We start from the raw sequence: 23,011 nt of genomic DNA, 5'->3' as shown, positions 1-23,011 counted from the left end.
GTCTGATCTGAAATCAGGCCGCCGCGTCCTCCCCGTCGAGGCCATAGGCGGTGTGCAGTACGCGCACGGCAAGTTCGGTTTCATCTTCGTCGATCAGCACGGACACCTTGATTTCCGAAGTCGAGATCGCCTGCACGTTGATGCCGCGATCGGCCAGCGACTGGAACATGGTGGCAGCCACGCCGGCATGGCTCTTCATGCCCATGCCCACGACCGAAATCTTTGCCACCTTACTGTCGGTGATGATGCGGTTGAAGCCGATCTTCTCGCGCTTGTCTTCCAGCAACGCCTGCGCACGGGCGAGTTCCGCCTGCGGCACGGTGAAGGTCACGTCGGTCTCGCCCTTGTCGCGGCCCACGTTCTGGATGATCATGTCGACATTGATGCCCGCCTCTCCCAGCGGGGTGAAGATATCGGCAACCGCGCCCGGCTTGTCGGGCACGCGCGTCAGCACCACGCGGGCTTCGTTCTTGTCGTGCGCGATGCCGGTGACGGACTGGCGTTCCATATTGGTGTCCTCCAGGATTTTTTGCATCTCCTCCTCGGAGACAATCATTGTGCCGGGCAGGGTATCGGCTGGCGGGGAACCGTCTTCCACGAAAGACGATAGCACCTGCACGCGCACGTTGTGTTTCATGGCGAGGCTGACCGAACGGGTCTGCAGCACCTTCGCGCCAACCGAGGCCAGTTCGAGCATTTCCTCATAGGAAACGTAAGGGATCTTGCGCGCCCGGGCGACGATGCGCGGGTCGGTGGTGTAGACCCCGTCCACGTCGGTATAGATATCGCAGCGGTCGGCATTCACGGCAGCAGCAATGGCCACGGCAGAGGTGTCGGACCCGCCGCGCCCCATGGTGGTGATGCGCTGGAGATCAGATACGCCCTGGAAGCCGGGGATGATGGCGATCTCGCCCTCGGCCATGGACTCGGCCAGCCGTTCCGCGTGGATCTCTCCCACGCGGGCATTGGCATGGGCGGAGAAGGTCTTGACCGGCAGCTGCCAGCCCAGCCAGCTGCGCGCCTTGCAGCCCATCGCCTGAAGCGTCAGCGCCAGCAGCCCGCTGGTCACCTGTTCGCCGCTGGAAACGACCACGTCGTACTCGGCCGGATCGTACAGCGGATTGGCCTCGCGGCAGAAATTCACCAGCCGGTCCGTCTCGCCCGCCATGGCGGAAACCACCACGGCAACCTCGTTGCCGCCTGCGGCCTGCGCGCGCACGATATTGGCGACGCGACGAATGCGCTCGGTCCCGGCCACCGAAGTGCCGCCGAATTTCATTACGATGCGGGCCAAGTCACGTCCTTCATGCGTTTGTCTGGTTTAACCTTGCGCGCGCTGTTAGTGAGGGTGAATGTCCGACGCAACTGTATCGAATGCAACCAACTCGGCCACGATCAGGCCAGAGGAAGCCGAACACTTCGGCAAGCTGGCTGCCGACTGGTGGAACCCGGCGGGAAGCTCCGCCATGTTGCACAGGCTGAACCCCGTGCGGCTGGGCTTCATCCGCGAGGCTGTCGACATGCATTGGGGCGGCGACGTAGAGAGCGCCAAACCGCTGGCGAACAGGCGCGCGCTGGATGTCGGCTGCGGCGCTGGGCTGCTGTGCGAACCGCTGGCCCGGCTGGGCGCGGAAGTGACCGGCGTCGATGCGGCGGAAGAGAACATTGCCGCGGCGAGCAACCACGCAGCGGGCGCGGGACTGCCCATCGACTATCGCCACGGCGAAATAGGCACGCTGGGTCTTGGCCATTTCGATCTCGTCACCTCCATGGAAGTGATCGAGCATGTCGAGGACAAGCAGGCCTTCATCGCCCAGCTTGCCGCGCACCTGGCACCCGGAGGGCTGATGGTGCTTTCCACCCCCAACCGCACGCTGAAGAGCCGCACCCTGCTGGTCGGCGCGGCAGAAGCCTTGGGCGCTGTGCCCAAGGGTACGCACCACTGGGAAGACTTCGTCACGCCCGAGGAACTGGAAGCCCTGCTTTCCGACGCCGGACTCGCCATGGCCGAGCCCAGGGGTATCGGCTTCTCCGTGGGCAAGGGCCTCCACCTGACGGACGACCTTGCGCTCAACTACATCGTCACGGCGCGTCACCGGTCCTGAGCGGGAAGGGTGCGCGCGCAGTGTCGCGTGCCTTCGCGAAAGGCCGTAGCCCGGCGCGGGCTGTCCGCGAAGACGCCATCGACGCCGGCACGCTGCAGCATAGCGAACAGCAGGTCGTCGCATCCGGTGGCTTCCGGCACTTCCCCCATCTGTAGCATTTGCGGGAGGAAGGGGTTTTCGGGCCGGAGCGTCCAAGCGTCTACGGTCAGTCCGGCGGCCCTTGCGCGAGCCACCACGCCAGTGGGCTCGCCCTGTTCGTCAAGCAGCAGCGGCACCGCAACACCGATACCCACAGCATAACGAGCAACCTTCTCCATGCCCTCGGGCGTCAGCATGTCCGCATAGCTTATCGAGGGATCGTCGGCGGGCCCTCCCTCGGCAGCAATCAGTTGCACCAGCCTGATGCCGGTCATGGCCGAGAGCCGACGCAGCGGCTCGACTTCGAAACTCTGGATGTAAACCGGCGCACTCTCTCCCTCGTACCCGGCGGCATGAAGTTGCTCGACTAGCATGGCAGCAAGGTCGTGCCCGATCCCGGCGAAGTAGGTGGGATGCTTGATCTCGGGATAGAGGCCGATCGCGCGGCCCGTTTCGCTCTCCTTTGCGCGGGCCAGCTGGATAATCTCCGACAGCGTGGGCACCTGGTAGAGCCCGTCATAGGCCGTATTCTGCGGCCTGATCTCCGGCAGCCGCTCGCGGGCGCGCAGGGTGCGCAGTTCGGCAAGGGTGAAGTCCTCGGTGAACCAGCCGCTCACCTCTTGCCCGTCGATCACCTTCGTGGTCCGGCGGTCGGCGAACTCGGCGCGCTCTGCCACATCGGTCGTGCCCGAGATCTCGTTCTCGTGCCGAGCGACCAGTACGCCGTCTTTCGTCGCGACAAGGTCTGGTTCGATGTAATCGGCACCCTGATCGATGGCGAGTTCGTATGCTGCCAGTGTATGCTCGGGCCGTTCCCCGCTCGCGCCGCGATGGGCGATGATCAGCATTCCATCCTCCTGCGCTAAGGCCGTCGACGGGACCAGGCCGCTTATCAGGCTTGCGCACGCAAGCGCTATCGCCGCAACAATGGTTCTGCCGATCATTACCGTAGCCCCTCGTCCTCGACTTTCGCGACCGAACGGAAAGCCTCGTCGTTCCCTCGCGAAAGCGATTGCCCCGCTTCCAGCCAGCGCGCAGCCTCGTCCAGCTTTGAGCCATCGCTTTCGTCGCCCTCTTTTGCCAGCATGGAGTGAGCAACATCACTGAGAGAAAGGCGAATACGCTTCGAACATTCGCGCCACTGCCCGGCACGCGCCTCGATCCGCGGCTTGTGCAGACGTCCGCGGAGTGTCCGGTCGGCAACCCGGCCCACGTATTCGAGCTGCTCGTCTAGCGACATGGCAGAGCGGTCCATCGTGCGAAGCGCGCTCTCCACATCGTCCCTGCCGGTCTCGCCTTCCCGGCACCGGCACAGCTCGTCGCGCAGCCCGTCTGCCGCCTTCGCAAACTTTTCACCTGCCTTGCGCATGATACGGAAGGGGTCGGGCGTGAGAAGCACCTGGCTGAAAGCCAGCGCCACGCCGCCTCCGATCAGCGCATCGAGCACGCGGGCGTAGCTGTTCTGGCCCTGCCCCTCCACCAGTACGATGACGGTGGAAACGCCCGCCTGGATACCGATGATGGGCTGCACTTCGAATGCGATGGCCAGCATGATCGAGACGAACACGGCTAGCGCCAGCACTGCCGGATGTGCGCCCTCTGCACCCGCCAGTGCGATCTCGCCGATCACGATGCCCACGACCACGCCCAACAGCAGGCCCAGTGCCTGGCGCGAATGGCTGGGCAGGCCCGGCGCAAGGCTGACGACGGCGGCAACGGCGGCGAACAGCGGGGTATGCTCTGGCCCGAACACCAGCGTGCCGATCCACCAGGCAATACCCGCCGCCAGCGCCGATTCCAGCGACTCGCGAAAGGCGCGCTGCCAGTTCTGCTGCAGGCGGCTCAGCATGGCACGGTCAGCATCATACGATCAGCATAGGACATTTTCCCATTCGCTCTGGGTGAAGCCCACCAGTATGCGATCGCCGTCGTCGGTTTCCACCACCGGGCGCTTTATCATGCTGGGATTCTCAGCCATCAGCGCGAGCGCCCTGTCCCGGTCGATCCCGTCCTTGCGCGCTTCATCCAGCTTGCGCCAGGTCGTTCCGCGCCGGTTGAGCAGCACTTCCCAGCTGACCCGGTCCGCCCAGCGGCCGAGATTACCGGCATCCGCGCCTTCTTTCTTGTAGTCGTGGAAGGCGTAGTCGATCCCTTGCGAATCAAGCCAGCGCCGGGCCTTCTTCACGGTATCGCAGCCCGGAATGCCGTAGAGATGGATCGTCATGCCTTGGGTGCCTCTTTCCAACTAACCTGGAACACATGGAACACTGTCCTAGAGCGAAAAGGTTCGCGCTGTCAGCAGGGGCTGCGCCGCATCCCCGGATAGCGCGTGTTTCGGACAGGTTTGCGACAGGACCTTTCATGCCGCCGGGGTGGGCGAACAGGTGCGAGTAGGAAAGCGTCAGGGAAAGCGATGGGTGCGGGGGCGGTCGCAGCCGAACATGGTGTATTCGGCATACCAGCGCGCCCGGCCCTCGGCCTGTGCGGCAGCGTGCTCGGCCACCCGGCCCCACGCGCGGGCGCTGGCCTCGTCGGTCCATTCGGACAGCGCCACTACCTCGCCATCCTCTGCAACATAGCTCTTGAAGGAAAGGTAGCCCGGCTGCGCACGCGCCATGACCTCCATCTCCTCCGCCTGCAGATCGTAGGCGGCGGTGTCGATATCGGCGCGTTTGCGGTTGCGGAAGACCACCAGATACATGGGGCGCAGTTAGCCACACCGCCCCCTGAATCAAACCACCTTGGTTGCTCCAATCGTCAGAGTACGCGGAAATCCGCGATGCGCCCGTTGCTGGCAAAGGTGCAGGTGAATTCGTCGCGGCTACGGTCGCGTGTTTCGATGCGCCCGTCCACCCGCACGCTGTCGCGGGTAATCTGGTCCACCCGCTCCACGCGAACGCGGTCACGGGTGTAACGCTGGGCTTCCTGGCCGCAGGCGTTCACTGCTGCGCGTTCGAAGTCGCTCAGGTTACGCTCGTTGTAGCCGTTGCCGCCAAGGATGCCGCCCAGCAGGCCGCCAAGCGGATTACCGCCGACGCCGGTGGTGCAGCCGCTGACGCACAGCGTGGCGGCGATCAGGGCGGGTAAGGTCTTGCGCATTTCAAATCTCCTTAGATCAGGCCAGCGCCGTCCTCGCGCCCGGATACCCATCTACGAAGTGTGCAAGTGCTTGTTCCAATTTGTTTTGCTGTCAGCCCAGGTTCGCGTCCGCGATGGCTACGGCCAGCGCGTCCGCCGCATCGGCCCCTTCCGGCTCCGCGCCCGGCAACAGCACGCGCAGCATCGCCTGGACCTGGTGCTTGTCGGCGCCGCCCGTGCCGACAACAGCCTTCTTCACCAGCCGGGCCGCGTGTTCGCGCACCTCCAGGCCAGATGCTCCGCAGGCCGCTAGCACCGCGCCGCGCGCCTGCGCCAGCTTGAGCGTGGATTGCGGGTTCTTGTTGGCGAACACCTCCTCCGCCGCCCCGCGATCCGGGCGGTGGCGGGCGATGACCTGGGCGATCCCGGCGTGCAGGGCTGCCAGACGGTCGGGCATGGTCGCCCGCGCGGAGGTGGCTATCTGGCCGTTGGCGACATGGGATATGCGGCTCCCCTCGACCCGGATCACGCCCCAGCCGGTGCAACTGAGCGAAGGATCGAGGCCGAGGATGATGGTCACCACACCGCGTCATCCGAATGGGGGAAGTCCATTCGCAGGGGCGCGCTCACCCGCCCACCTTCTCCATCACATCGTCGGAGATGTCGTAGTTGCCCCACACGGTCTGCACGTCGTCGTCATCATCCAGCACGTCGATCAGCTTCAAGAGGGTAGAGGCGTTCTTCTCATCCATGTCGACGGTGAGATTGGGCTTCCATGCAAGCTTCACGGTCTCGGCCTCGCCCAGCGCCTTTTCCAGATCGCTGGCGACCTGGTGCAGGTCGTCTGCCGCAGTCCAGATTTCGTGGCCGTCCTCGGTGGAGGTGATGTCTTCCGCGCCGGCTTCCAGCGCGGCTTCCAGAACCTTTTCCTCGTCGCCCGCGTCGGCGGGATAGACGATCAGGCCAAGGCGTTCGAACCCGTGGACCACGCTGCCTTCGGTGCCAAGGTTACCGCCGTGCTTGGAAAAAGCCGTGCGGATAGAGGTGGCGGTGCGGTTACGGTTATCCGTCAGCGCTTCCACGATGATCGCGCTGCCGCCGGGGCCATAGCCCTCGTAGCGCACTTCCTCGTAATTCTCGCCGTCGCTGGCAGAAGCCTTGTCGATCGCGCGCTGGATGTTGTCCTTGGGCATCGACTGGGCCTTGGCCGCGTTCACCGCCAGGCGCAGGCGCGGGTTCATGTCCGGATCGGGCATGCCCATCTTCGCCGCGACGGTGATTTCGCGGGAAAGCTTTGAAAACAGGTTGGAACGCTTTTTGTCCTGCGCACCCTTGCGGTGCATGATGTTCTTGAATTTGGAATGGCCTGCCATGATGGTTCTTCTAAGGGGTGCTGAAAATGAAAGCGGGGCCTAGCCCAGCCCCGCTCATCCTTCAACAATGTCTGTCGCCTCAGCTGCCGACGACGGTGCCGCCGTTCGGGTGCAGCACCTGTCCGGCCATGTAGGAAGAATCTTCGCAGGCCAGGAACAGGAAGGCCGGGGCGACTTCGTTGGGTTCGCCTGCGCGACCCATCGGCGTGTCGGTGCCCCAGTCGTCCATTTCCTCTTCCGGCATGCCGCCGCAGGGGTTCAGCGGGGTCCAGATCGGACCGGGCGCGACTGCGTTCACGCGGATGCCGTCGTCGATCAGCTGGCCGCTCAGCGAGCGGGTGAAGGCCGTGATCGCTCCCTTTGTGGCGGAGTAATCCAGCAGGATAGGCGCGCCCTGGTACATGGTGATGCTGGTGCAGTTCACGATGGTCGCCCCACGCTTCAGGTGCGGGCGGGCGGCCTGCGCCACGTAGAACATCGAATAGATGTTGGACTGGAACGTGCGCTGTAGCTGCTCGGGCGTGATGTCGGTGATGTCATAATCGGGGTGCTGCTCGCCCGCGATCTGGATCAGGCTGTCGATCTGCCCGAAAGCATCGAGGGTCTTTTCCACCAGCTTCCCGGCATCTTCCTTGCGACCAAGGTCGCAGCGGAAGGTGATGGCCTCGCTGCCTTCCTGCTCGCACAGTTCCTTCGTCTTGGCAGCGTCGTCGTCTTCTTCGAGATAGGCGATGGCGACCTTCGCCCCTTCGCGCGCGAAAAGCACGGCAGTGGCGCGGCCGATTCCGCTATCGGCCCCGGTGATGATGGCAACCTTGCCCTTCATCCGGCCCGAGCCGGGATAGCGCGGCTGCCATTCGGGCTTGCGATCCAGCGCGCTTTCATGGCCGGGCATGTCCGGCTCCTCGGCGATGGGCTTGATGAAGGTGGCGTCCTGGGTCTTGTCGAGCGTGTCGGTCATGGGGTGTTTTCCTGCAAATTGGCTATTTGCAGAATCAACGGCCCTGTCCGACGCGCCGTTCCGCGCGTCGTCGCCCGGAAGGCTCCAACCGTCCCCTATCAGGCCATGCCCAGCGCGGCCTTGTAGGTATCGAGGATCATTTCCTGCTCGCTGCGGTCGTTCGCGTCCATCTTCCGCAGGCGCACGATCTGGCGCATGATCTTCACGTCGTAGCCCACGGCCTTGGCCTCGGCATAAACGTCGCGGATGTCGTCGGCGATGCCCTTTTTCTCTTCCTCGAGGCGTTCGATACGCTCGATCAGCAGGCGCAGGCGGTCGTCGGTGGCTTCGGCCATGGGGTGTTGCTCCGGTAGTATATGAGAATCGGTTGGCGCGCTGATTAGCGCAGCCGTTCACGGGTGCAAGCGCGCCCTGTGGACCGATTTGTGCACAGCACGCGCGTTAGCGCAGGTCCGCGCGGTTCTTTTCCACGCTGGCGGCCATCCGGTCGAGCTGCTCTGGCGTCGCCTCGGTCTGGCGGGTCGCCTTCCATTCGTCCATCGGCATGCCGTGGATCAGTTCGCGCGCGGCGGCCTTGTCGCCCTCGTACCCGGCGTCGCGAATCCAGTCGGCCAGGCAATTGCGGCAGAAGCCGGAGAGGCCCATCAGGTCGATATTCTGCGCATCGTGGCGGTGCCGCAGATGGCGCACCAGCCGTCGGAAGGCAGCGGCGGCGACCGCATCGGGCAACTGGTCGAGGGGATCTTGCGCAGTGCTCATCATATATCCTTGTCTTGTCATGCGAGAGTGCCATAGGCGGGGGCCATGGAAACGCTCGATACACGAAAACTTGGCCCGCGCGGGCGCAAGGTCAAGATTCTCGCCACCACCGGTCCTGCTTGCAGCGATATCGATATGCTGCGGCGGCTGTTCCAGGCAGGTGCGGACGCCTTCCGCGTCAACATGAGCCATGGCGAGCATGCAATGCACGCGCGCACCATCGCCAACATCCGCCAATTGGAAAAGGAATTCTACCGTCCCATCGCCATTCTGGCCGACCTGCAGGGGCCGAAGCTGCGCGTGGGCACGTTCAAGGATGGCCGCGCCATCATTCCGCACGGCGGCACCTTCACCTTCGACCGGGTGGGCGAACCGGGCGACGAGACGCGCGTGGAATTGCCGCACCCGGAAATCTTCCACGTGGTGGAGGAAGGCCAGCGCCTGCTGGTGAACGACGGCAAGATTCGCCTGAAGGTAAAATCGGTCAGCAACGGCGAGATCGTGTGCAAGGCCGAGGTCGGCGGCGTGATCTCCGACCGCAAGGGCGTGAACGTGCCCGATGCGGAAATTCCAATTCCCGCCCTTACCGAAAAGGATAAGCGCGACCTCGCCTTTGCCATGGAACAGGGCGTCGACTGGATCGGCCTGTCCTTCGTGCAGCGACCCGACGATTTGATCGAGGCGCGCAAGCTGATGGAAGGCCCCGATGGCGAGCGGCGCGGCGCGCTGTGCGCCAAGATCGAGAAACCGCAAGCGGTGCGCCGCCTCGACGAGATCATCGCGCAGGCCGACGGCATCATGGTGGCGCGCGGCGACCTTGGCGTGGAGCTGGAGCCGCAGGAAGTCCCGCCGCTGCAGAAGAAGATCGTCAACGCCACGCGCCTTACCGGCAAGCCGGTGATCGTGGCCACGCAGATGCTGGAAAGCATGATCGAAAGCCCGGCCCCCACCCGCGCCGAGGTGTCGGACGTGGCGAACGCGGTCTACGACGGTGCCGACTGCGTCATGCTGAGCGCCGAGACCGCTGCCGGCGACTGGCCCGAGGAAGCGGTGCTGATGATGGACGCCATCGGCCGGCAGGTGGAAAAGGACGATGCCTACAAGCAGCGCGTGCGCATGCTGGACACCCCGCCCGATCCCACGCTGGCCGACGCCCTCAGCCACGCCTGCATGACCATTGCAGACACCGTGAACATCAGCGCGATCGCCGTGTTCACCTTCTCCGGCAGCAGCGCCCGGCGCGTGGCGCGCGAACGCCCCGCCGTGCCGCTGATGGTGCTGACCCCGTCGATGGAAGTCGCCCGCCGCGTAGCCCTGCTGTGGGGCGGTCACCCGGTGGCAACCAAGGACATCGGCAGCTTCGAAGAGATGATCGCCAAGGGCAAGCGCATGGCCCTGCGCCACGGCTTCGCCGAGGAAGGCACGCGCCTCGCCATGCTGGCCGGCGTTCCCTTCGGTCAGGCCGGCGCGACGAACCTCGTCCACGTGGTGAACGTGCAGGGTGACGAACTGGAGAATTACGAGGGCTAGGCGACGCGCACAGCCAAATGCTGTGCGCTCGTCAGGCAGGTATTCGGAAGGAAAATGGAGCGGGCGAGGCGATTCGAACGCCCGACCCCAACCTTGGCAACTGCCTCTCGGCATTTTCGCTATCGTTTTCGTATTCAGTAAAATCTACGATATTCCAGGCAATATCAATTGCTTGTTTCTCACATCGAGTCCCCATTGGTACGCTGCGATTTCCGGCGGTTTCCCTCCTACTGCTTCCCCCCTGCTTCCCCGGCCATGCTGCACCTGTGTGGGGAAGCAAATATCAAGCGCGTGGGCCACCGGAGCGCAGGAGCAACTTCGAAAGGAATGACAACTCAAATCAAGGACAAATCGCATGACCAGACTAACTAAACGCACCGTCGAGGCGCTCAAATCCAACCGAGAGCGCGACACCTTTCTTTGGGACAGCGAACTGCGCGGTTTTGGCGTTCGCGTTAAACCCAGCGGCACCAAAACATTTATCATCCAATATCGAAACCAAGAGGCGAGGACCCGTCGCTGTGTTATAGGCCAATATGGTGTTCTGACTGTCGAGCAAGCCCGCGACCTCGCCCAAAAGAAGCTCGCCGCTGTGATCGACGGGGCCGACCCATCCGCCGAACGGCACTCGGTCCGTACGGGGCTGACAATCGCAGCAGTTTGCGATTGGTATCTTGCCGAGGCCGAAGCCGGTCGGCTGATCGGACGAAACCGCCGCCCCATCAAGGCGTCATCGGTCGCAGGTGATCGAAGCCGTATTGAACTCCACATTAAGCCGCTGATCGGCAATCGCGTGGTCAGCCAATTGAAATTGGCAGATATTGAACGCTTGCAAGGTGATATTGCGGCTGGTCGAACCGCCCGAGCGAGGCGCACAAGCCGAGGTGGGCAAACGGCTGGCGGCTCAGGCGTTGCTGCCCGCGCCATCAGCACGCTTCGCGCTCTACTCAATCACGCCCGCCGCCTCGGCATTATTGAGGTTAGTCCGGCAACAGGCGTGCGCATCATGGCCTCGCAGAAGGTGAAGCGATATCTGAGCGCTGGCGAAATCCGTCACCTTGGCAAGGTGATGACGCAGATGGAACGCGAGGGCGAACACCCGGCCGGCCTCGCTGCGATCCGCGTCATGCTTCTCACCGGTTTTCGCCGCATGGAAGTGCTGGCAATGCACAAGGCATGGGTTCAGCCCGACGACAATCTCGTCCGTTTTCCGGATACCAAGTCCGGTCCGCAGATCCGCGTGGCCGGAGACTCAGCAATGCACGTGCTGGAGGCTCAGGCTTTGTCCAGTCATTCGCCCTTCATCTTCCCGGCGGATTGGGGCGATGGGCATTTCGTAGGCGTCGTTCGGGTGCTGGGCCGAGTCTGCGCGCGTGCAGGCCTGGACAAAGTGACACCGCACACCCTGCGCCACAGCTTTGCCAGCATGGCAGCGGCGCAAGGTTTCAGTGAACTGACCATCTCGGGCCTACTCGGTCACGCCCCGCGCGGCGTAACCCAGCGCTATGTGCACCTGGATACCGCGCTCATCATCGCGGCGGATCAAGTGGCGGCAGAGATTGCGCGACTATTGGACGGTGGCGAGTTGCGGAGCGTGCGGGAGATCAAGCAAGCGCGCACACTGGCAGCTTTGCGTGCAGTTGCATGACGCCTACTTGGCTAAGATTGCCCAAAAGTCAGATTGAAAAACTGCGGTAGCTCGTGGATAGCGCTCCAAATCAAAGCCCGTCTCCAGAAATGGGGATGGGCCTTGTGGATAAGCCTGTGGTCTGTTCGGACTATCAGGAACCGGGATTCACGGACTATCAGGAACCCAAAGCTCGGACTATCAGGAACCGAAACAGGCCTCAAACCCGCAGAAATGCTTGGCTCCAGCATCCCTTAACAATGCTAACGACAATCCTTCTCGGATTGTTGCTAACACTAGGCACAGCGGCGCGCGGCTCCTCAGCGCTTTGGGGTGCGCCGTCACTGCGCGCCTTATGCACTCGGCAGGTGCAAGCTTCGCGGCTGCTTGCTAGAGATTAAACGATGAAGACCGACCTCGATCATCTTCCCCCGCAAAAGCAGCGCGAGATCGAGCGCGTCGTGCAGCTTATCTTCGAAGAATTCGACGATGCCTTCGCGCTCGCTAAGCATGAGTGGAAGAAGGCCGGGCGGATACTTAAGGTCATTCTTTACGGCAGCTATGCTCGCGGGACCTGGGTCGACGAGCCTCACACGGCCAAGGGATACCGCTCCGACTTTGATCTTCTGATCATCGTCAACGACAAGCGACTCACTGACAGGGTGAAGTACTGGGCGAAGCTCGATGACCGGCTAATGCGCGAATATGGCGTTACCGGTACGCTCCAGACGCCGGTCAATTTTATCGTGCATACCCTGCAAGAGGTGAATAACGGGCTGGCACATGGGCGCTACTTCTTCATGGATGTGAAGGAGGACGGGGTTGCGCTCTACCAATCCGACGACACCGACCTGCATACGCCCAAGCCGAAGACGCTGGAACAGGCGCTGGCGATGGCTCAGGAGTATTTTGACGAGTGGATGCCGTCAGCCGAGCAGTTTCTCATCCAGGGGAACGAGGCCACGAAAAGAGGCTGGAACAAGAAAGCAGCGTTTGAACTGCACCAAGCGGCTGAGCGCCTTTATCACTGCGTTCTGCTCGTTTGCACCTTCTATACGCCGCATAACCACAATCTTGCATTCCTGCGCACCCAGGCTGAACGGATCGACCCGCGTCTTACTTACGTCTGGCCGCGTGAAACGAAGCGTGATCGCGCACGCTTCGAGAAGCTCAAGGAAGCTTACGTGAAGGCGCGCTACTCGAAGCACTACCGCATCAACAAGGAAGAACTCGATTGGCTCGGTGAGCAAGTCGAAGAGCTGGGTCGCGTCGTCCACGATGTATGCACAGAACGCCTCGAAAAGCTTCAAGCCGATGCCAAATCGTGCCCGGATAAGCAGTAGACGCCGATTTGATTGGCCGGCAGCTTATCGATCTGGCTTGCCGGAAGCAGACCTTCGGCTATCGACCCCATTTCGGTGGTAGCAGCGCATTCGACCTATCGCCAAAAGCGGTCGTTCATGAAGAACCGGTTGTCGTTGGTAACGCGCCTCAATCCCAGCCATTCTGGTACGAGATCTGAACGCCCAAAAACAGTTGATCGTATAGCGGCAGCTACGCGCTACACTCTCCGAGACACAACAAATCGTCGCGAAAAATTCAGAATGTCAGCGGTCGACAAAAGGGCGGTCGCGAACCGCAGTCGAAAACGGCGCCGGGTTTAAGCCAGCGCCGTTCATCGTTCTCATTCAATGCGAAGTGGCCTGAGAATCAACCGTTGCATGAATACTCAAATTGCGCCGCGAAATAACCGGCGTTCTGGATTATGCGAATGACGTTGAAAGATGCCAGACCGCCATTCGAAGCACAGATGTTTTGCGCACCTTGCTCGGCCGCAGCTATGGCCTGTCCCACTTCGGGTAGAAATGGCCCGATATCCGTTTGCTGAGCAACCGCGGCAGAAGAGCCAAATGCGATTGCAGCCGAGAGTGCCAGAACCTTCGTTTTAGTTTTGAACATGGTATTTTCTCCGTGGGCTCTGAGCGCTTCACGCCGATATAGTGGCTTGGATCTCCGGACCTCGGCCGAGCAGCCTGGTCAACGGACGCGATACGCCGACCGGGCGTGCTCGGAGCAATCCAAGCCGCTTATCGTCGCTCCGACGAAAATGATTCCGCGCCCGACCAATCCCATGAATCAGGCAAGAGCGACTCGCTCCGGTCGGTCTCCTGGCTCGCGGGTCATCACTTGAAATACACCTTCCCGAACCAAACAATCAGTCCAGTGGTTGCGGAGTGACCCGCCAGTATTTCTCGCTCGCCGCTTACAGTTGCAGGGACAGCCGCAGATTTGACCTTGGAGGGCCTCACTGTGTTCCCGTTACCGGTGCGAACTTGAAGCTGAATGCGCGCAACTTTGCATGCAGCTGATTTTGAGTATCGGTACGCAGCTTTGAAAACAAGGGCTGATGCGCTCGTTTCGCGTCGAATAGCGCGAAAAACATCGTCAAACCCCATCGATGGAGATCCAATCCCGTCCCATCTCCAATGCCTGTGTTGGCGTCGCCCCAACCAACTGCGCGATCAGTTCAGCCGACTCGACGAGTCGTGGGCCAGGACGATTGAAAAGATGGTGGCCATCAACGGCAAAGACCTTCCCTTTGCGAACCGCGGTAAGGTCTTTCCAACCGAAGTGGTCGACGAGCGACCCCAGATCGGCGAGCGTTTGTGGCAACAGATATCCGCAGGGCATCGCAACGATCAGATCGGGATCGGCGGCAATCAAGTCGTCCCAATTCAGCCACGAGGAATGTTCTCCGGCTCGCGCGAACAATGGGTGACCGCCGGCCGCCTCGATTAGTTCGGGTACCCAGTTTCCTGCGGCCATCAGCGGATCGATCCATTCGATCGCGGCGACACGCGGGCGATCCATCCTCTCCGCGCTACTTCGGGATAGCCCTGACATCCGCTCCTTCAAGTCACCGACGACCGATGATGCACGCTCGGGAATTCCCGCCGCTTCGGCGACCTTAGCGAAATCGCTCCATACATCTTCCAATGTATCGGGTGCCAGCGACAGCAGCGTCGGGGCGGTTCCGATCCAGTCGCCGAGTGCTTCTTCCAGATCGGCAGGGGTGACCGCGCAGACCGCGCATTGCGATTGGGTCAAGATGAGGTCGGGCCGCAAGTCCCGCAGAAGCGCGGTATCGACTTCGTATACCGACAGTCCTTGCCTCACGATTTCCTGGATCCGGTCGTCGATCTGCCGCGACGTCAGTCCTTTCTCGAGTCTGGTCGACGTGACGACCGGCAATGCCTTTACGAAAAGCGGATAATCGCATTCGTGCGAGCGACCGACGAGGCTCTCTCCCAATCCGAGTGCGACGGCGATTTCGGTCGCGCTCGGCAGGAGGGACACGATGCGCGGCTGCGCCATGTCAGGCGAACCGTATTCGCGGAGAAGGTCCGAATAGCGTGGGAGCGGCTCTGGCGAGGAGCCAGGACGCCAACAACAGTCCTGCGAACCATAATGCATCGTTCGCGAAGATCTGTCCCACGATCGCCATCGTGAAAGTCTCTGTCCCGCCTACCACCAAAGCAAACCCGAATAGCGCAGCCTCGTAAACAGCGAAGCCGATCAGAAAGGCGCCAAATGTCCGAAGGGTGCTCAGCTCGTTTTGTTCTCCCATGATGATGGCACCGGCGAGCATGGCGAGAATAGATGCGATGCCCAGCGCACCGCCCCAGGCGAACGCATATCCCGTGTGCGGGTAGCCGAGGACGGTGAACCCCAGCAACTGGTTGGTCGCCCAGATCGCGAGGATCGTCGTTAACGCGAGCGAGCGGCGCATGGTCGCGGCGGTCACGATCGTAACAGCCACGAACGGCATCATGCAGGCGGCAACCAGCGATCCGCCCACCGTCGCCAAGGCAAGTGTGACAGGCCATGCGAACCTCGCAATGTCGGACTTTGCTATCATTTCATCCGTCATCGAAATTCTCCTTAGAAACGCGCGCGCGCGCCAATGGCGAACGAGCGTCCGGGCGTCGCGAAACTGAAGACATCCTCGTAATCGGCGGCCGTCAAATTCTCGACTCGGCCGAACAGCTCGACATTATCCATCACCCTCACGTCGGCGTTGACGTTCAGCAGAAAGTAGTCGTCCAGTTGCACGCGAACCGGCACGAACGAGGGATCGATGAAAGCGCTGTCGATCGTCTCTCCATTGTAGCGCGCAACGAGCGTGACCCCTCCGGCATCCTTGGGAGCGCGCCAGTCGACAGCCAGGCTGGCGGTATGGGAGGGCCGCCGCACTTCGCGCGCGCCATCCTCGTGGGAACGCAGATAGGTGTAGGCTCCATTGACGCGCCAAGCTTCCGCGAAGCGCGCCTCGCCGAACACTTCGACGCCGTTTCTCTTGGATACGGTATCGCGATTGCCAGGGCTGGCGACGAAGTTCGGGGGCGGAAAAGAAGTGAAGATCTCTTCGTCCAGTTCGCTCTCGAAATAGGTGACCCCGATTGAAGCGCGCTCACCGAACAGCGACTGGTCGATCCCGATCTCCCATCCGCTCGACTTCTCGGGCCTGAGGTCGGGATTGCCGATGAAACGGCCGTCCACGAACCCATATAGTTCGTAGAACGAGGGGTTCTTCACCCCCGATCCGACGGCCCCGCGCACTCGCGTAGCCGCAGCGATCCGATAGCTCGCCTGAAGCCTGTACGTGGTTGTATCGGCGAACTGGTCGTTCCAGTCCCTGCGGATGGATGCGGACGCGCTCGCTCGGTCTCCGAGATCGATCGCATACTGGCCGACGAGACCGACATTGTCGATCTGTCGGCGACCGGTGAATGCGAAGCCGGTCGGATCGGTGTTACGGAAGCGTTCGCGTTCGACATCGAGAGCCGCCGTGACCCGGTGGGTCAGACCGCCAGCCTCGATACGCAACGTCGTATCGTAGGACCCTTTCAACCTCTGGCCCTCGCTGCCATAGCTGCGTCCAGTCGAAGCGAAACCGTCGCGCCGGGTATCCGCGATCTGGGCCGAAAACGCTTGGGTCCAGCGATCGTCGAGCAAGTCTAGCTCGCCCCTGATGAGCACATAGATAGCCTCGTTCTCGAAGCGGTTGCCGGGGCTATCGACCTGGAATCCGAAGGTCGGACTTCCCGGATCGGAATCGCTGTCGTTGAATTCGGCATTGGTGCGCGCGTAGCGTAATACACCAGTGAGGCGTGCATTGGTTGATGGCGCGAACGTCGTCTTCAGCGAGACCGCACCACTGTCGTTCGCAAGATCGCGCGTGCCGTTCCGGGCGCCTGGCGTGCCATCGGTGGTATTGAGTGTGGCGGACAGCGCGTAGTCGAGATCGCCACTATATCCAGCGATCCGGGCAGCACCGTTCACCATGCCGAACGAACCGGCTTCGATCCGCGCGACCGCCCCGGGCGCATCGCGGCCGTCGAGAGTGATGTACTGGATGACGCCGCCGATCGCGTCCGACCCGTAGATCGCGCTCTGCTGTCCGCGCAGCACCTCGATCCGCGAAGCCTCGTCGGCGATAAGCGTTCCGAAATCGAACTCGCCGGCATAGGGATCCGACACCTCGATCCCGTCAACGAGGACGAGCGTATGGTTGGCTTCAGCACCGCGCAACCGAAGCTGTGTCTGACCGGGAACCCGTCCGACCGCGACCCCTGGGACGTCGCGGAGCACGTCGGACACCTCGCGGACTTGCCTCCGGTCGAGGATTTGCTCGTCGAGGACGGTGACCGATCCGCCGATCCGGTCGAGCGGCATGGGATCGGTGGCGCGGTTCCCGGTGACGACGATCGAGGTGTTGGATGTCTCTGGATCGGCAGCGGGATCGATGGTCTGAGCGAGCGATGGAGCCGGCAGAAGCACGGAAGACAGAAGCGACAGGTGAATGTATTTCATGAGAACGAATTTCCGGGGCGCCGGGCGACTTGGCCGGAGCGTCCGCACGAGTGCGGTCGACGAGACTGCTAGGGACGGACGCGTGCATCCCCCGGCAGTCCTGCCGATGCGGCTCCAACCGCTACTCGTCGCCCGGACGAAATTCGTTTCGCGCCTGGCCAATCCCATGAGCCCGGCAAGAGCGACACGCGCCGGTCGGTCTCCTGGCTCACGGGTTGTCGCACGAAACATACCTTCCCAGACGACAATTGCCGCCCAGTGGTTGTGGAGCCAACCCCACCCATGTTACGCGCTCGCCGCTTACAGTTGCAGGGACAGCCGCAGAATTGGCCTATCGAGACCTCACTGCGTTCCCGTTACCGGCACGCTTTATCGACATTTGATTCTGCCGACGCTCGTCTCATAGACTTTGGTCGAATGAGCGGCAAGCGCTCAGTTCCAGAGCAACGCAGCAAGACGATGGTCGCCGTTTTAGGGGGTAGGTGAACTTAATCCATCGTATCTGTTTAGGTCACCAACTGAAATGCCCAGATGTTGATCCGTCGACCTTTGGATTGGCACCAGCTTTCGCTTTCGTCTGAGATCGATTCTCAACCCTTTCTTAAATATCGCGAATGGTGTCGGAAGCCGTACGGCAGCATTTTAGTTTCTAATGCGCAAGCCGGACAGATCGCATACGGTCCAACTTCGTCGCCGGTTCAATGTCCTCTATATTGAATGCGCGGCCTAAAAGCCGACCGTCGCACACCCACCCTAAACCACGACATTAAAGCGTCAACATTATTGACCCAGAAGCTGACACATAGGCCGTCCACGAGCGTGGCTGCAACCAATCGTCGAGTATCCCGTGTGCGCTCGTAATCCGAATATCTGGCGCTTGGTGTGCGATGATCGCGTCGTTGCGCTGCCTTGGCGTTGCATCATTTAGCGACGCTCTTAGACACTGCCGCTACAGAAACTTTGCAGCTTGGTTGCTAATCAGAAGCACACTCGCAACGCTATCACTGCAGGTCGCTGGCAGCGCCGGATACAGTCGCGATGCACTCCGCTTGCAGGCGTAATCGGCGTGGGGTATTTGTCCGTAAGCGTCTGATTTGAAGAAAGAAAATGAGGGCGAGATAAAAGCGCCGCCGTCGGTCGGGGCGCAGGTGGTTGGTTTCGTTCAGTAATATGCGACGGCACCCATATTGCCCCTGCGGCGCTCATTTCAAAAAGTTCTTTGCTATCAAACAGATTGGCGACGGCGCTTGGCGTTCTGCGCTGTTTTCGTTCGGTAACCCGCTTTCGCCCGGACGTCCTTCGCCGTCCCGATGAGCATCGGTGCATTTGACTGGAGTGCTTGCCCCCACGCCTCTGCGCTGCGGCGAAAGAACGACAGCTGCGGCGTAGGAACGTCATGTGGCGCAGGGTGCCCTAATCGATCGATACTCAGTGCTGATGGCGGGCCGGCCTGTTCCCTCCATGCTTCCCAAGGTCGGTCCGTCATCACCCGAAAGATGAAAGGATCGACGGCTATGCCATCTGCGAGCACGACAGAGCATCCTTGCGAGCAATGCGGGCCCCAGGCCATCGAACCGATCGCCATGCGCGTACCCGAAGCCTGTCGCTATCTCGGGATCGGACGCAGCACACTCTATGTGCTCATTTCCAGAGACGAGATCGAGATCATCAAGATGGGGAGCGCAACCCTCGTGCTCACAGCCAGCCTGCGCTCGCTGGTTGAGCGGCTACGTCGTCCTGCCGATCAGGTACCGGGGACCGCTATATGATTACGGCGCATCCTGACTTGCTGAAAGCTGTGGTGCTTGCCGCAATCGTGAGCATGCCAGATCATTCCAAACGTCAGCTGGTCTCGAAGATCAAAGCGCGGCGTGCAAACGCAGAAGAAGCGCTGGCCGCCAGATTGGTGATTGCGCTTTCGCAGCGATCCTAGGCTCTCTGGCTATGGCAGCTACGCGCCCTCATATTGGACATTTGATCGGTCTCGTCGCGATCCTGAAACCTGCCACTGGACTAGGTAGTAGCTGAGGGCGGCTTCGTGCCCTCAATTCGGAAATCGGAGATACAAATGCCGATCTCGAAAGCCGACATTCTCCAAGTGCAAGGCAGACTGTTCGCGTAAGGCTTTTGACAACACCAGATCAATGATCTAGCAGTTTGACTTCGGGCACTTATTCCGGCGCCCGGTAAGGCAATGCGCCCAAGTCCGGCTCGATGAGCTGTGTGCGAAGGACGCGTTGATGAATTCTCCCGCTAATTCAGGTTCCGTAGAACAAACTCCGATCCCGTTTTCCGAAGGGGTGCGTGTCTGGGCGCGCGTGGCCGTGTTGAGCTTTGGTGGACCAGCGGGCCAGATCGCGGTGATGCACCGCATTCTAGTCGATGAAAAGCGCTGGATCGGGGAGAACCGGTTCCTGCATGCGCTCAATTACTGCATGCTCCTGCCCGGACCGGAAGCCATGCAGCTTGCCACCTATATTGGCTGGTTGCTCCACGGCGTTCGCGGTGGCCTCGTCGCAGGATGCCTGTTCGTCCTTCCCGGCTTCCTCAGCATTATGGCGCTTAGCGTGCTCTATGCCAGTTTTCAGGAGGCCAGCTTCGTCCAGGCGATTTTCTTCGGCATTAAGGCGGCGGTGCTCGCCATAGTCATCGAGGCCCTGCTGCGCATCGGGAAAAGGGCATTGAAAACTTGGCCCATGTATCTGATTGCCGCCGCAGCCTTCGTGGCGATATTCGCATTCGATGCACCTTTCCCGCTGATTATCGCGGCCGCCGCGTTGGTCGGTTTTCTTGGAGGGCATTTCGATCCTGCACGGTTTCTGGTCATTCGCGCCCGTGAAACGACCGAGGACGGGGAGAGCGAGCCGGAAGCCGTGCTTCATACAGGCGGTATGGCGAAAGCGCAGCCTACATGGCGCGGAGCAGTCCGCACGGCCTTGATCTGGGGCAGCATCTGGGCAGCTCCCATAATTGCGCTGATCCTTCTTGTTGGCCCAAATCACGTGTTCACGGAACTGGCGGTTTTCTTCTCCAAGCTCGCGGTCGTGACATTCGGGGGCGCGTATGCCGTGCTGGCCTATATGGCGCAGGAAGCCGTGCAGACGCATGGCTGGCTTGCCCCCGGTGAAATGCTCGATGGGTTGGGCATGGCGGAGACCACGCCGGGTCCACTGATCCAGGTCGTCCAATTCGTGGGGTTCATGGGGGGATATCGCGAAGCAGACATGTTAGGCCCGGTGGCTTCGGGCATCGCGGCTTCGGTCATCGTCACGTGGGTCACGTTCGTGCCGTGCTTCCTATGGATTTTCCTTGGTGCGCCATTTATCGAAAAACTGCGCGGCGTGAAGCTTCTGACAGCGGCGCTTTCGGCGGTGACGGCAGCAGTCGTCGGTGTGATCCTAAACCTTGCCATCTGGTTTGCGCTGCACGTTGCCTTCGCACGGCTTGACGAGGTTCGAGGTTACGGCGCACGCCTGCTCGTGCCGGACTTCGCCACGATCGACGTCGCCTCCGTCGTCATTGCCGCTGCGGCCCTGATCGCCATGCTGCGCTTCAAGATCGGGATGTTGCTCGTTCTCTTCGTGAGCGCACTCATTGGGTCGCTGTATTACCTCGCAATGATGGCTGGCACCTGAAATCACATCCAAGGAGAACTAAGATGAAGCAATTACGCAGAACATTGTTCGTCGGCGGCTTGGCTCTATCGCTATCAGCGATGTCGGCGGCTCTTCACGCGCAGGATAATCTCGGCAATCTCGAGGCACTGATTTTCGAGGCATCGCACTCGGAGGTCACCATGACCGACGATGGGGTCGCACGCATCGGTTGGACGCGCGCCGACGTGCCGGTGATGGTCGACGGCATGCGCCTCGATCCCCCGGCAGGTCTCGGCTCATGGGCTGCCTTCAAACCCGTCGATGGCGGAGTGATGGTCATGGGCGACACGGTCGTATTCGAGGATGAGATAACAGCCGCGATGGACGCTGCCCTCGCCAACGGGTTGACCGTCACCGCGCTGCACAATCATTTCATATTCGACGATCCGCCGGTCTATTTTATGCATATCGGCGGGCATGGGGAAACCGCCAAGATGGCAGCGGGTGTAAAAGCCGTCTGGGATGCCATCAAGGAAGTGCGCGCCGCCTCGCCGACGCCGCAGCGCAGTTTCGGTGGCATGACGCCGGATGCAAACGGCACGATCGAAGCCCTGGCGCTGAGCGAAATCTTGGGCACCGAGCCAAGCATCGCCGATGGTGTCGTGAAATACACCTTCGCTCGCCAAGGCCGCATGCACGGCGTTGAGATCGGTGGTTCGATGGGGCTTACGACCTGGGCGGCGTTCTCGGGCACCAACGACCTTGCCGCCGTGGATGGTGACTTCATCATGACCGAGGACGAAGTCCAGCCCGTGCTCCGCGCACTGCGCGAGCGGGATATCCATATCGTAGCATTGCATAACCACATGATCGGCGGTGAACCGATGTTTTACTTCCTCCACTACTGGGGAGTGGGTCCAGCAAAAGAGCTTGCAGCGGCGATTGCTGCTGCCCGTAACGCACAGGCCGAAACCGGATAGGCGCAACCATTCCGATAAAAATCAGTAAGGCAGCGATCGCTTGCACCTCATTGCGACAGGCATTGTCTTCGAAATGGCAGGGAACGTGAGTTATGTCGCTAGCTGGTGGGCTTGTCTTTGAATGCGATGTGGATGGGACACGGCGCCGCGATTTGAATCGCGACCGGATTGTCCGTTTTCTTAGGAAAGCTCCCGAAACCAGACTGTCTCGAAGCGGCCCAGAACTCGCCACGATATGGCAGCTAAACTACCGGCGCCCGAAACCAAGCCGGTCAGACGATTCATACGTCGGATTGGTTCACGGGAATTCTGGTCACTTTCACTGGCCGGGAAATGGGATGACATTGGCGCTATCAAGAAAGGTCGCCATACCTTCATCAGCGACTACCTGCTCGAACGCCCTGAATGCCGCGTCATCATCTGCGAACTGGTCATCCCAAACGATCGAGGTACCCTTCTCATTGACGACTTCGAGGGTCCATTGACCTTCGTCCTCCAGACGAAAAATGTTCACCTCGACAGAAACCCCATCTTTCGATTGGCTACCCGATAGGCCGGAAGTGACAAGGTTAGGGTCGCGTTTGCTCATATACTGCTGGATATTGCAGAAGGGCATCCGTGTAAATCGCATCGACGCCGCACAAATGACCGGCGAATTTTGCCGGCAATGTGGCGGGGCATGTCTGGTGTAAAATAAGAGAGGCTACTGGCCGAGGCAGAAACCCAACGGACCGTCAGCTTTGCCCTGTCCGGAGCTTCACAGCCGACATTCCGGAAACGGCCCAAATTCCGCCGCTTCAAATTACAAGCGAATTGGGCAATCAGATTGGACACCTTCACTGATCGCACTCCAAGCTGGACACACGCCAAACCAATCCTTGCACCTTGGAATCGGGAGGTTCAGTGTGTCGCAATGCAAACGCCAGAGTGCGCCACGAAACTCCGATTTGTGCTTCCCCCGCGCTTCCTCGGAGCAACCGACAGAGCGGG

The 23,011-nt window shown here is 61.1% G+C and carries 24 protein-coding genes and 2 riboswitches; of the genes, 8 read left to right on the top strand and 16 right to left on the bottom strand.

Annotated features, from left to right (window positions below):
- Positions 1-13 precede the first annotated feature (13 nt).
- Complete coding sequence (locus D2V07_RS15870; protein WP_119587887.1) at positions 14-1,294, bottom strand: aspartate kinase; 1,281 nt, start codon at positions 1,292-1,294, stop codon at positions 14-16.
- Between the two features lie 58 nt (positions 1,295-1,352).
- Here D2V07_RS15870 and ubiG point away from each other — a divergent pair, with 58 nt between their 5' ends.
- Positions 1,353-2,105 carry a bifunctional 2-polyprenyl-6-hydroxyphenol methylase/3-demethylubiquinol 3-O-methyltransferase UbiG gene (gene ubiG / locus D2V07_RS15865; RefSeq protein WP_119587886.1) on the top strand — a complete coding sequence of 251 codons (753 nt, stop codon included), beginning with the start codon at positions 1,353-1,355 and terminating at the stop codon, positions 2,103-2,105.
- On the opposite strand, the gene D2V07_RS15860 is transcribed toward ubiG, so the two are convergent.
- From D2V07_RS15860 to D2V07_RS15815, 10 genes are all read right to left on the bottom strand, one after another.
- Positions 2,093-3,187 carry a glycerophosphodiester phosphodiesterase gene (locus D2V07_RS15860; protein ID WP_119587885.1) on the bottom strand — a complete coding sequence of 365 codons (1,095 nt, stop codon included), beginning with the start codon at positions 3,185-3,187 and terminating at the stop codon, positions 2,093-2,095. The genes ubiG and D2V07_RS15860 overlap by 13 nt on opposite strands.
- Entirely contained in the window at positions 3,187-4,092 is a 906-nt protein-coding gene (locus D2V07_RS15855) for an FUSC family protein (protein ID WP_119587884.1), read from the bottom strand. The genes D2V07_RS15860 and D2V07_RS15855 overlap by 1 nt, the downstream gene beginning before the upstream one ends.
- Before the next feature lie 21 nt (positions 4,093-4,113).
- A complete protein-coding gene (locus D2V07_RS15850) occupies positions 4,114-4,467 on the bottom strand; it encodes an ArsC family reductase (protein ID WP_119587883.1) in 354 nt (117 codons plus the stop codon).
- Between the two features lie 177 nt (positions 4,468-4,644).
- Entirely contained in the window at positions 4,645-4,944 is a 300-nt protein-coding gene (locus D2V07_RS15845; protein WP_119587882.1) for an antibiotic biosynthesis monooxygenase family protein, read from the bottom strand.
- A 56-nt stretch (positions 4,945-5,000) separates the two neighbouring features.
- A complete protein-coding gene (locus D2V07_RS15840; RefSeq protein WP_119587881.1) occupies positions 5,001-5,342 on the bottom strand; it encodes a hypothetical protein in 342 nt (113 codons plus the stop codon).
- 91 nt (positions 5,343-5,433) lie between these two features.
- Entirely contained in the window at positions 5,434-5,901 is a 468-nt protein-coding gene (ruvC, locus tag D2V07_RS15835; protein ID WP_119587911.1) for a crossover junction endodeoxyribonuclease RuvC, read from the bottom strand.
- A gap of 46 nt (positions 5,902-5,947) precedes the next feature.
- Positions 5,948-6,694: a YebC/PmpR family DNA-binding transcriptional regulator gene (locus D2V07_RS15830; RefSeq protein WP_119587880.1), complete on the bottom strand. Its 747-nt coding sequence runs from the start codon at positions 6,692-6,694 to the stop codon at positions 5,948-5,950.
- Between the two features lie 79 nt (positions 6,695-6,773).
- Entirely contained in the window at positions 6,774-7,655 is an 882-nt protein-coding gene (locus tag D2V07_RS15825; protein ID WP_407641606.1) for an SDR family oxidoreductase, read from the bottom strand.
- Positions 7,656-7,753: 98 nt separating this feature from the next.
- Complete coding sequence (locus D2V07_RS15820) at positions 7,754-7,990, bottom strand: DUF2312 domain-containing protein (RefSeq protein WP_119587879.1); 237 nt, start codon at positions 7,988-7,990, stop codon at positions 7,754-7,756.
- Between the two features lie 106 nt (positions 7,991-8,096).
- Complete coding sequence (locus D2V07_RS15815; RefSeq protein WP_119587878.1) at positions 8,097-8,414, bottom strand: DUF1244 domain-containing protein; 318 nt, start codon at positions 8,412-8,414, stop codon at positions 8,097-8,099.
- A 45-nt stretch (positions 8,415-8,459) separates the two neighbouring features.
- Between D2V07_RS15815 and pyk the strand changes: the two genes are divergently transcribed.
- From pyk to D2V07_RS15800, 3 genes are all read left to right on the top strand, one after another.
- A complete protein-coding gene (pyk, locus tag D2V07_RS15810; RefSeq protein ID WP_119587877.1) occupies positions 8,460-9,944 on the top strand; it encodes a pyruvate kinase in 1,485 nt (494 codons plus the stop codon).
- Between the two features lie 355 nt (positions 9,945-10,299).
- Positions 10,300-11,592: a tyrosine-type recombinase/integrase gene (locus D2V07_RS15805; protein ID WP_119587876.1), complete on the top strand. Its 1,293-nt coding sequence runs from the start codon at positions 10,300-10,302 to the stop codon at positions 11,590-11,592.
- A 383-nt stretch (positions 11,593-11,975) separates the two neighbouring features.
- Positions 11,976-12,914 carry a HEPN domain-containing protein gene (locus tag D2V07_RS15800; protein ID WP_119587875.1) on the top strand — a complete coding sequence of 313 codons (939 nt, stop codon included), beginning with the start codon at positions 11,976-11,978 and terminating at the stop codon, positions 12,912-12,914.
- Between the two features lie 367 nt (positions 12,915-13,281).
- Here D2V07_RS15800 and D2V07_RS15795 read toward each other — a convergent pair whose 3' ends face one another.
- From D2V07_RS15795 to D2V07_RS15780, 4 genes are all read right to left on the bottom strand, one after another.
- Positions 13,282-13,530: a hypothetical protein gene (locus D2V07_RS15795; RefSeq protein WP_119587874.1), complete on the bottom strand. Its 249-nt coding sequence runs from the start codon at positions 13,528-13,530 to the stop codon at positions 13,282-13,284.
- A gap of 182 nt (positions 13,531-13,712) precedes the next feature.
- A riboswitch (cobalamin riboswitch) is annotated at positions 13,713-13,913 on the bottom strand.
- 103 nt (positions 13,914-14,016) lie between these two features.
- Positions 14,017-14,946, bottom strand: a complete 930-nt coding sequence (locus D2V07_RS15790) for a cobalamin-binding protein (RefSeq protein WP_037447548.1) — start codon at positions 14,944-14,946, stop codon at positions 14,017-14,019.
- 1 nt (position 14,947) lies between these two features.
- Complete coding sequence (locus tag D2V07_RS15785) at positions 14,948-15,502, bottom strand: hypothetical protein (RefSeq protein WP_051749615.1); 555 nt, start codon at positions 15,500-15,502, stop codon at positions 14,948-14,950.
- 11 nt (positions 15,503-15,513) lie between these two features.
- Entirely contained in the window at positions 15,514-17,445 is a 1,932-nt protein-coding gene (locus tag D2V07_RS15780; RefSeq protein WP_037447551.1) for a TonB-dependent receptor plug domain-containing protein, read from the bottom strand.
- Between the two features lie 176 nt (positions 17,446-17,621).
- Positions 17,622-17,853: riboswitch (cobalamin riboswitch) on the bottom strand.
- A gap of 1,106 nt (positions 17,854-18,959) precedes the next feature.
- On the opposite strand from D2V07_RS15780, the gene D2V07_RS15775 reads away from it, so the two are divergent.
- From D2V07_RS15775 to D2V07_RS15765, 4 genes are all read left to right on the top strand, one after another.
- Positions 18,960-19,214 (top strand): helix-turn-helix domain-containing protein, encoded by a 255-nt coding sequence (locus D2V07_RS15775; protein ID WP_119587909.1) that lies wholly within the window; start codon positions 18,960-18,962, stop codon positions 19,212-19,214.
- Entirely contained in the window at positions 19,211-19,378 is a 168-nt protein-coding gene (locus D2V07_RS18610) for a hypothetical protein (RefSeq protein ID WP_158586864.1), read from the top strand. Before D2V07_RS15775 ends, D2V07_RS18610 begins: the two co-directional genes overlap by 4 nt.
- Before the next feature lie 307 nt (positions 19,379-19,685).
- Positions 19,686-21,080: a chromate efflux transporter gene (gene chrA, locus D2V07_RS15770; RefSeq protein WP_119587873.1), complete on the top strand. Its 1,395-nt coding sequence runs from the start codon at positions 19,686-19,688 to the stop codon at positions 21,078-21,080.
- A gap of 23 nt (positions 21,081-21,103) precedes the next feature.
- Positions 21,104-22,021: a DUF1259 domain-containing protein gene (locus D2V07_RS15765; protein WP_225081837.1), complete on the top strand. Its 918-nt coding sequence runs from the start codon at positions 21,104-21,106 to the stop codon at positions 22,019-22,021.
- Positions 22,022-22,340: 319 nt separating this feature from the next.
- Here the strand turns inward: D2V07_RS15765 and D2V07_RS15760 are convergent, their stop codons facing one another.
- A complete protein-coding gene (locus tag D2V07_RS15760) occupies positions 22,341-22,610 on the bottom strand; it encodes a hypothetical protein (protein ID WP_119512645.1) in 270 nt (89 codons plus the stop codon).
- Positions 22,611-23,011: the final 401 nt, after the last annotated feature.

The sequence above is a fragment of the Aurantiacibacter zhengii genome, assembly GCF_003584125.1.
GTDB classification, from domain to species: domain Bacteria; phylum Pseudomonadota; class Alphaproteobacteria; order Sphingomonadales; family Sphingomonadaceae; genus Alteraurantiacibacter; species Alteraurantiacibacter zhengii.
The sequence above is the reverse complement of the archived record's forward strand: the minus strand, read 5'-3'. Positions and strand labels throughout refer to the sequence as shown.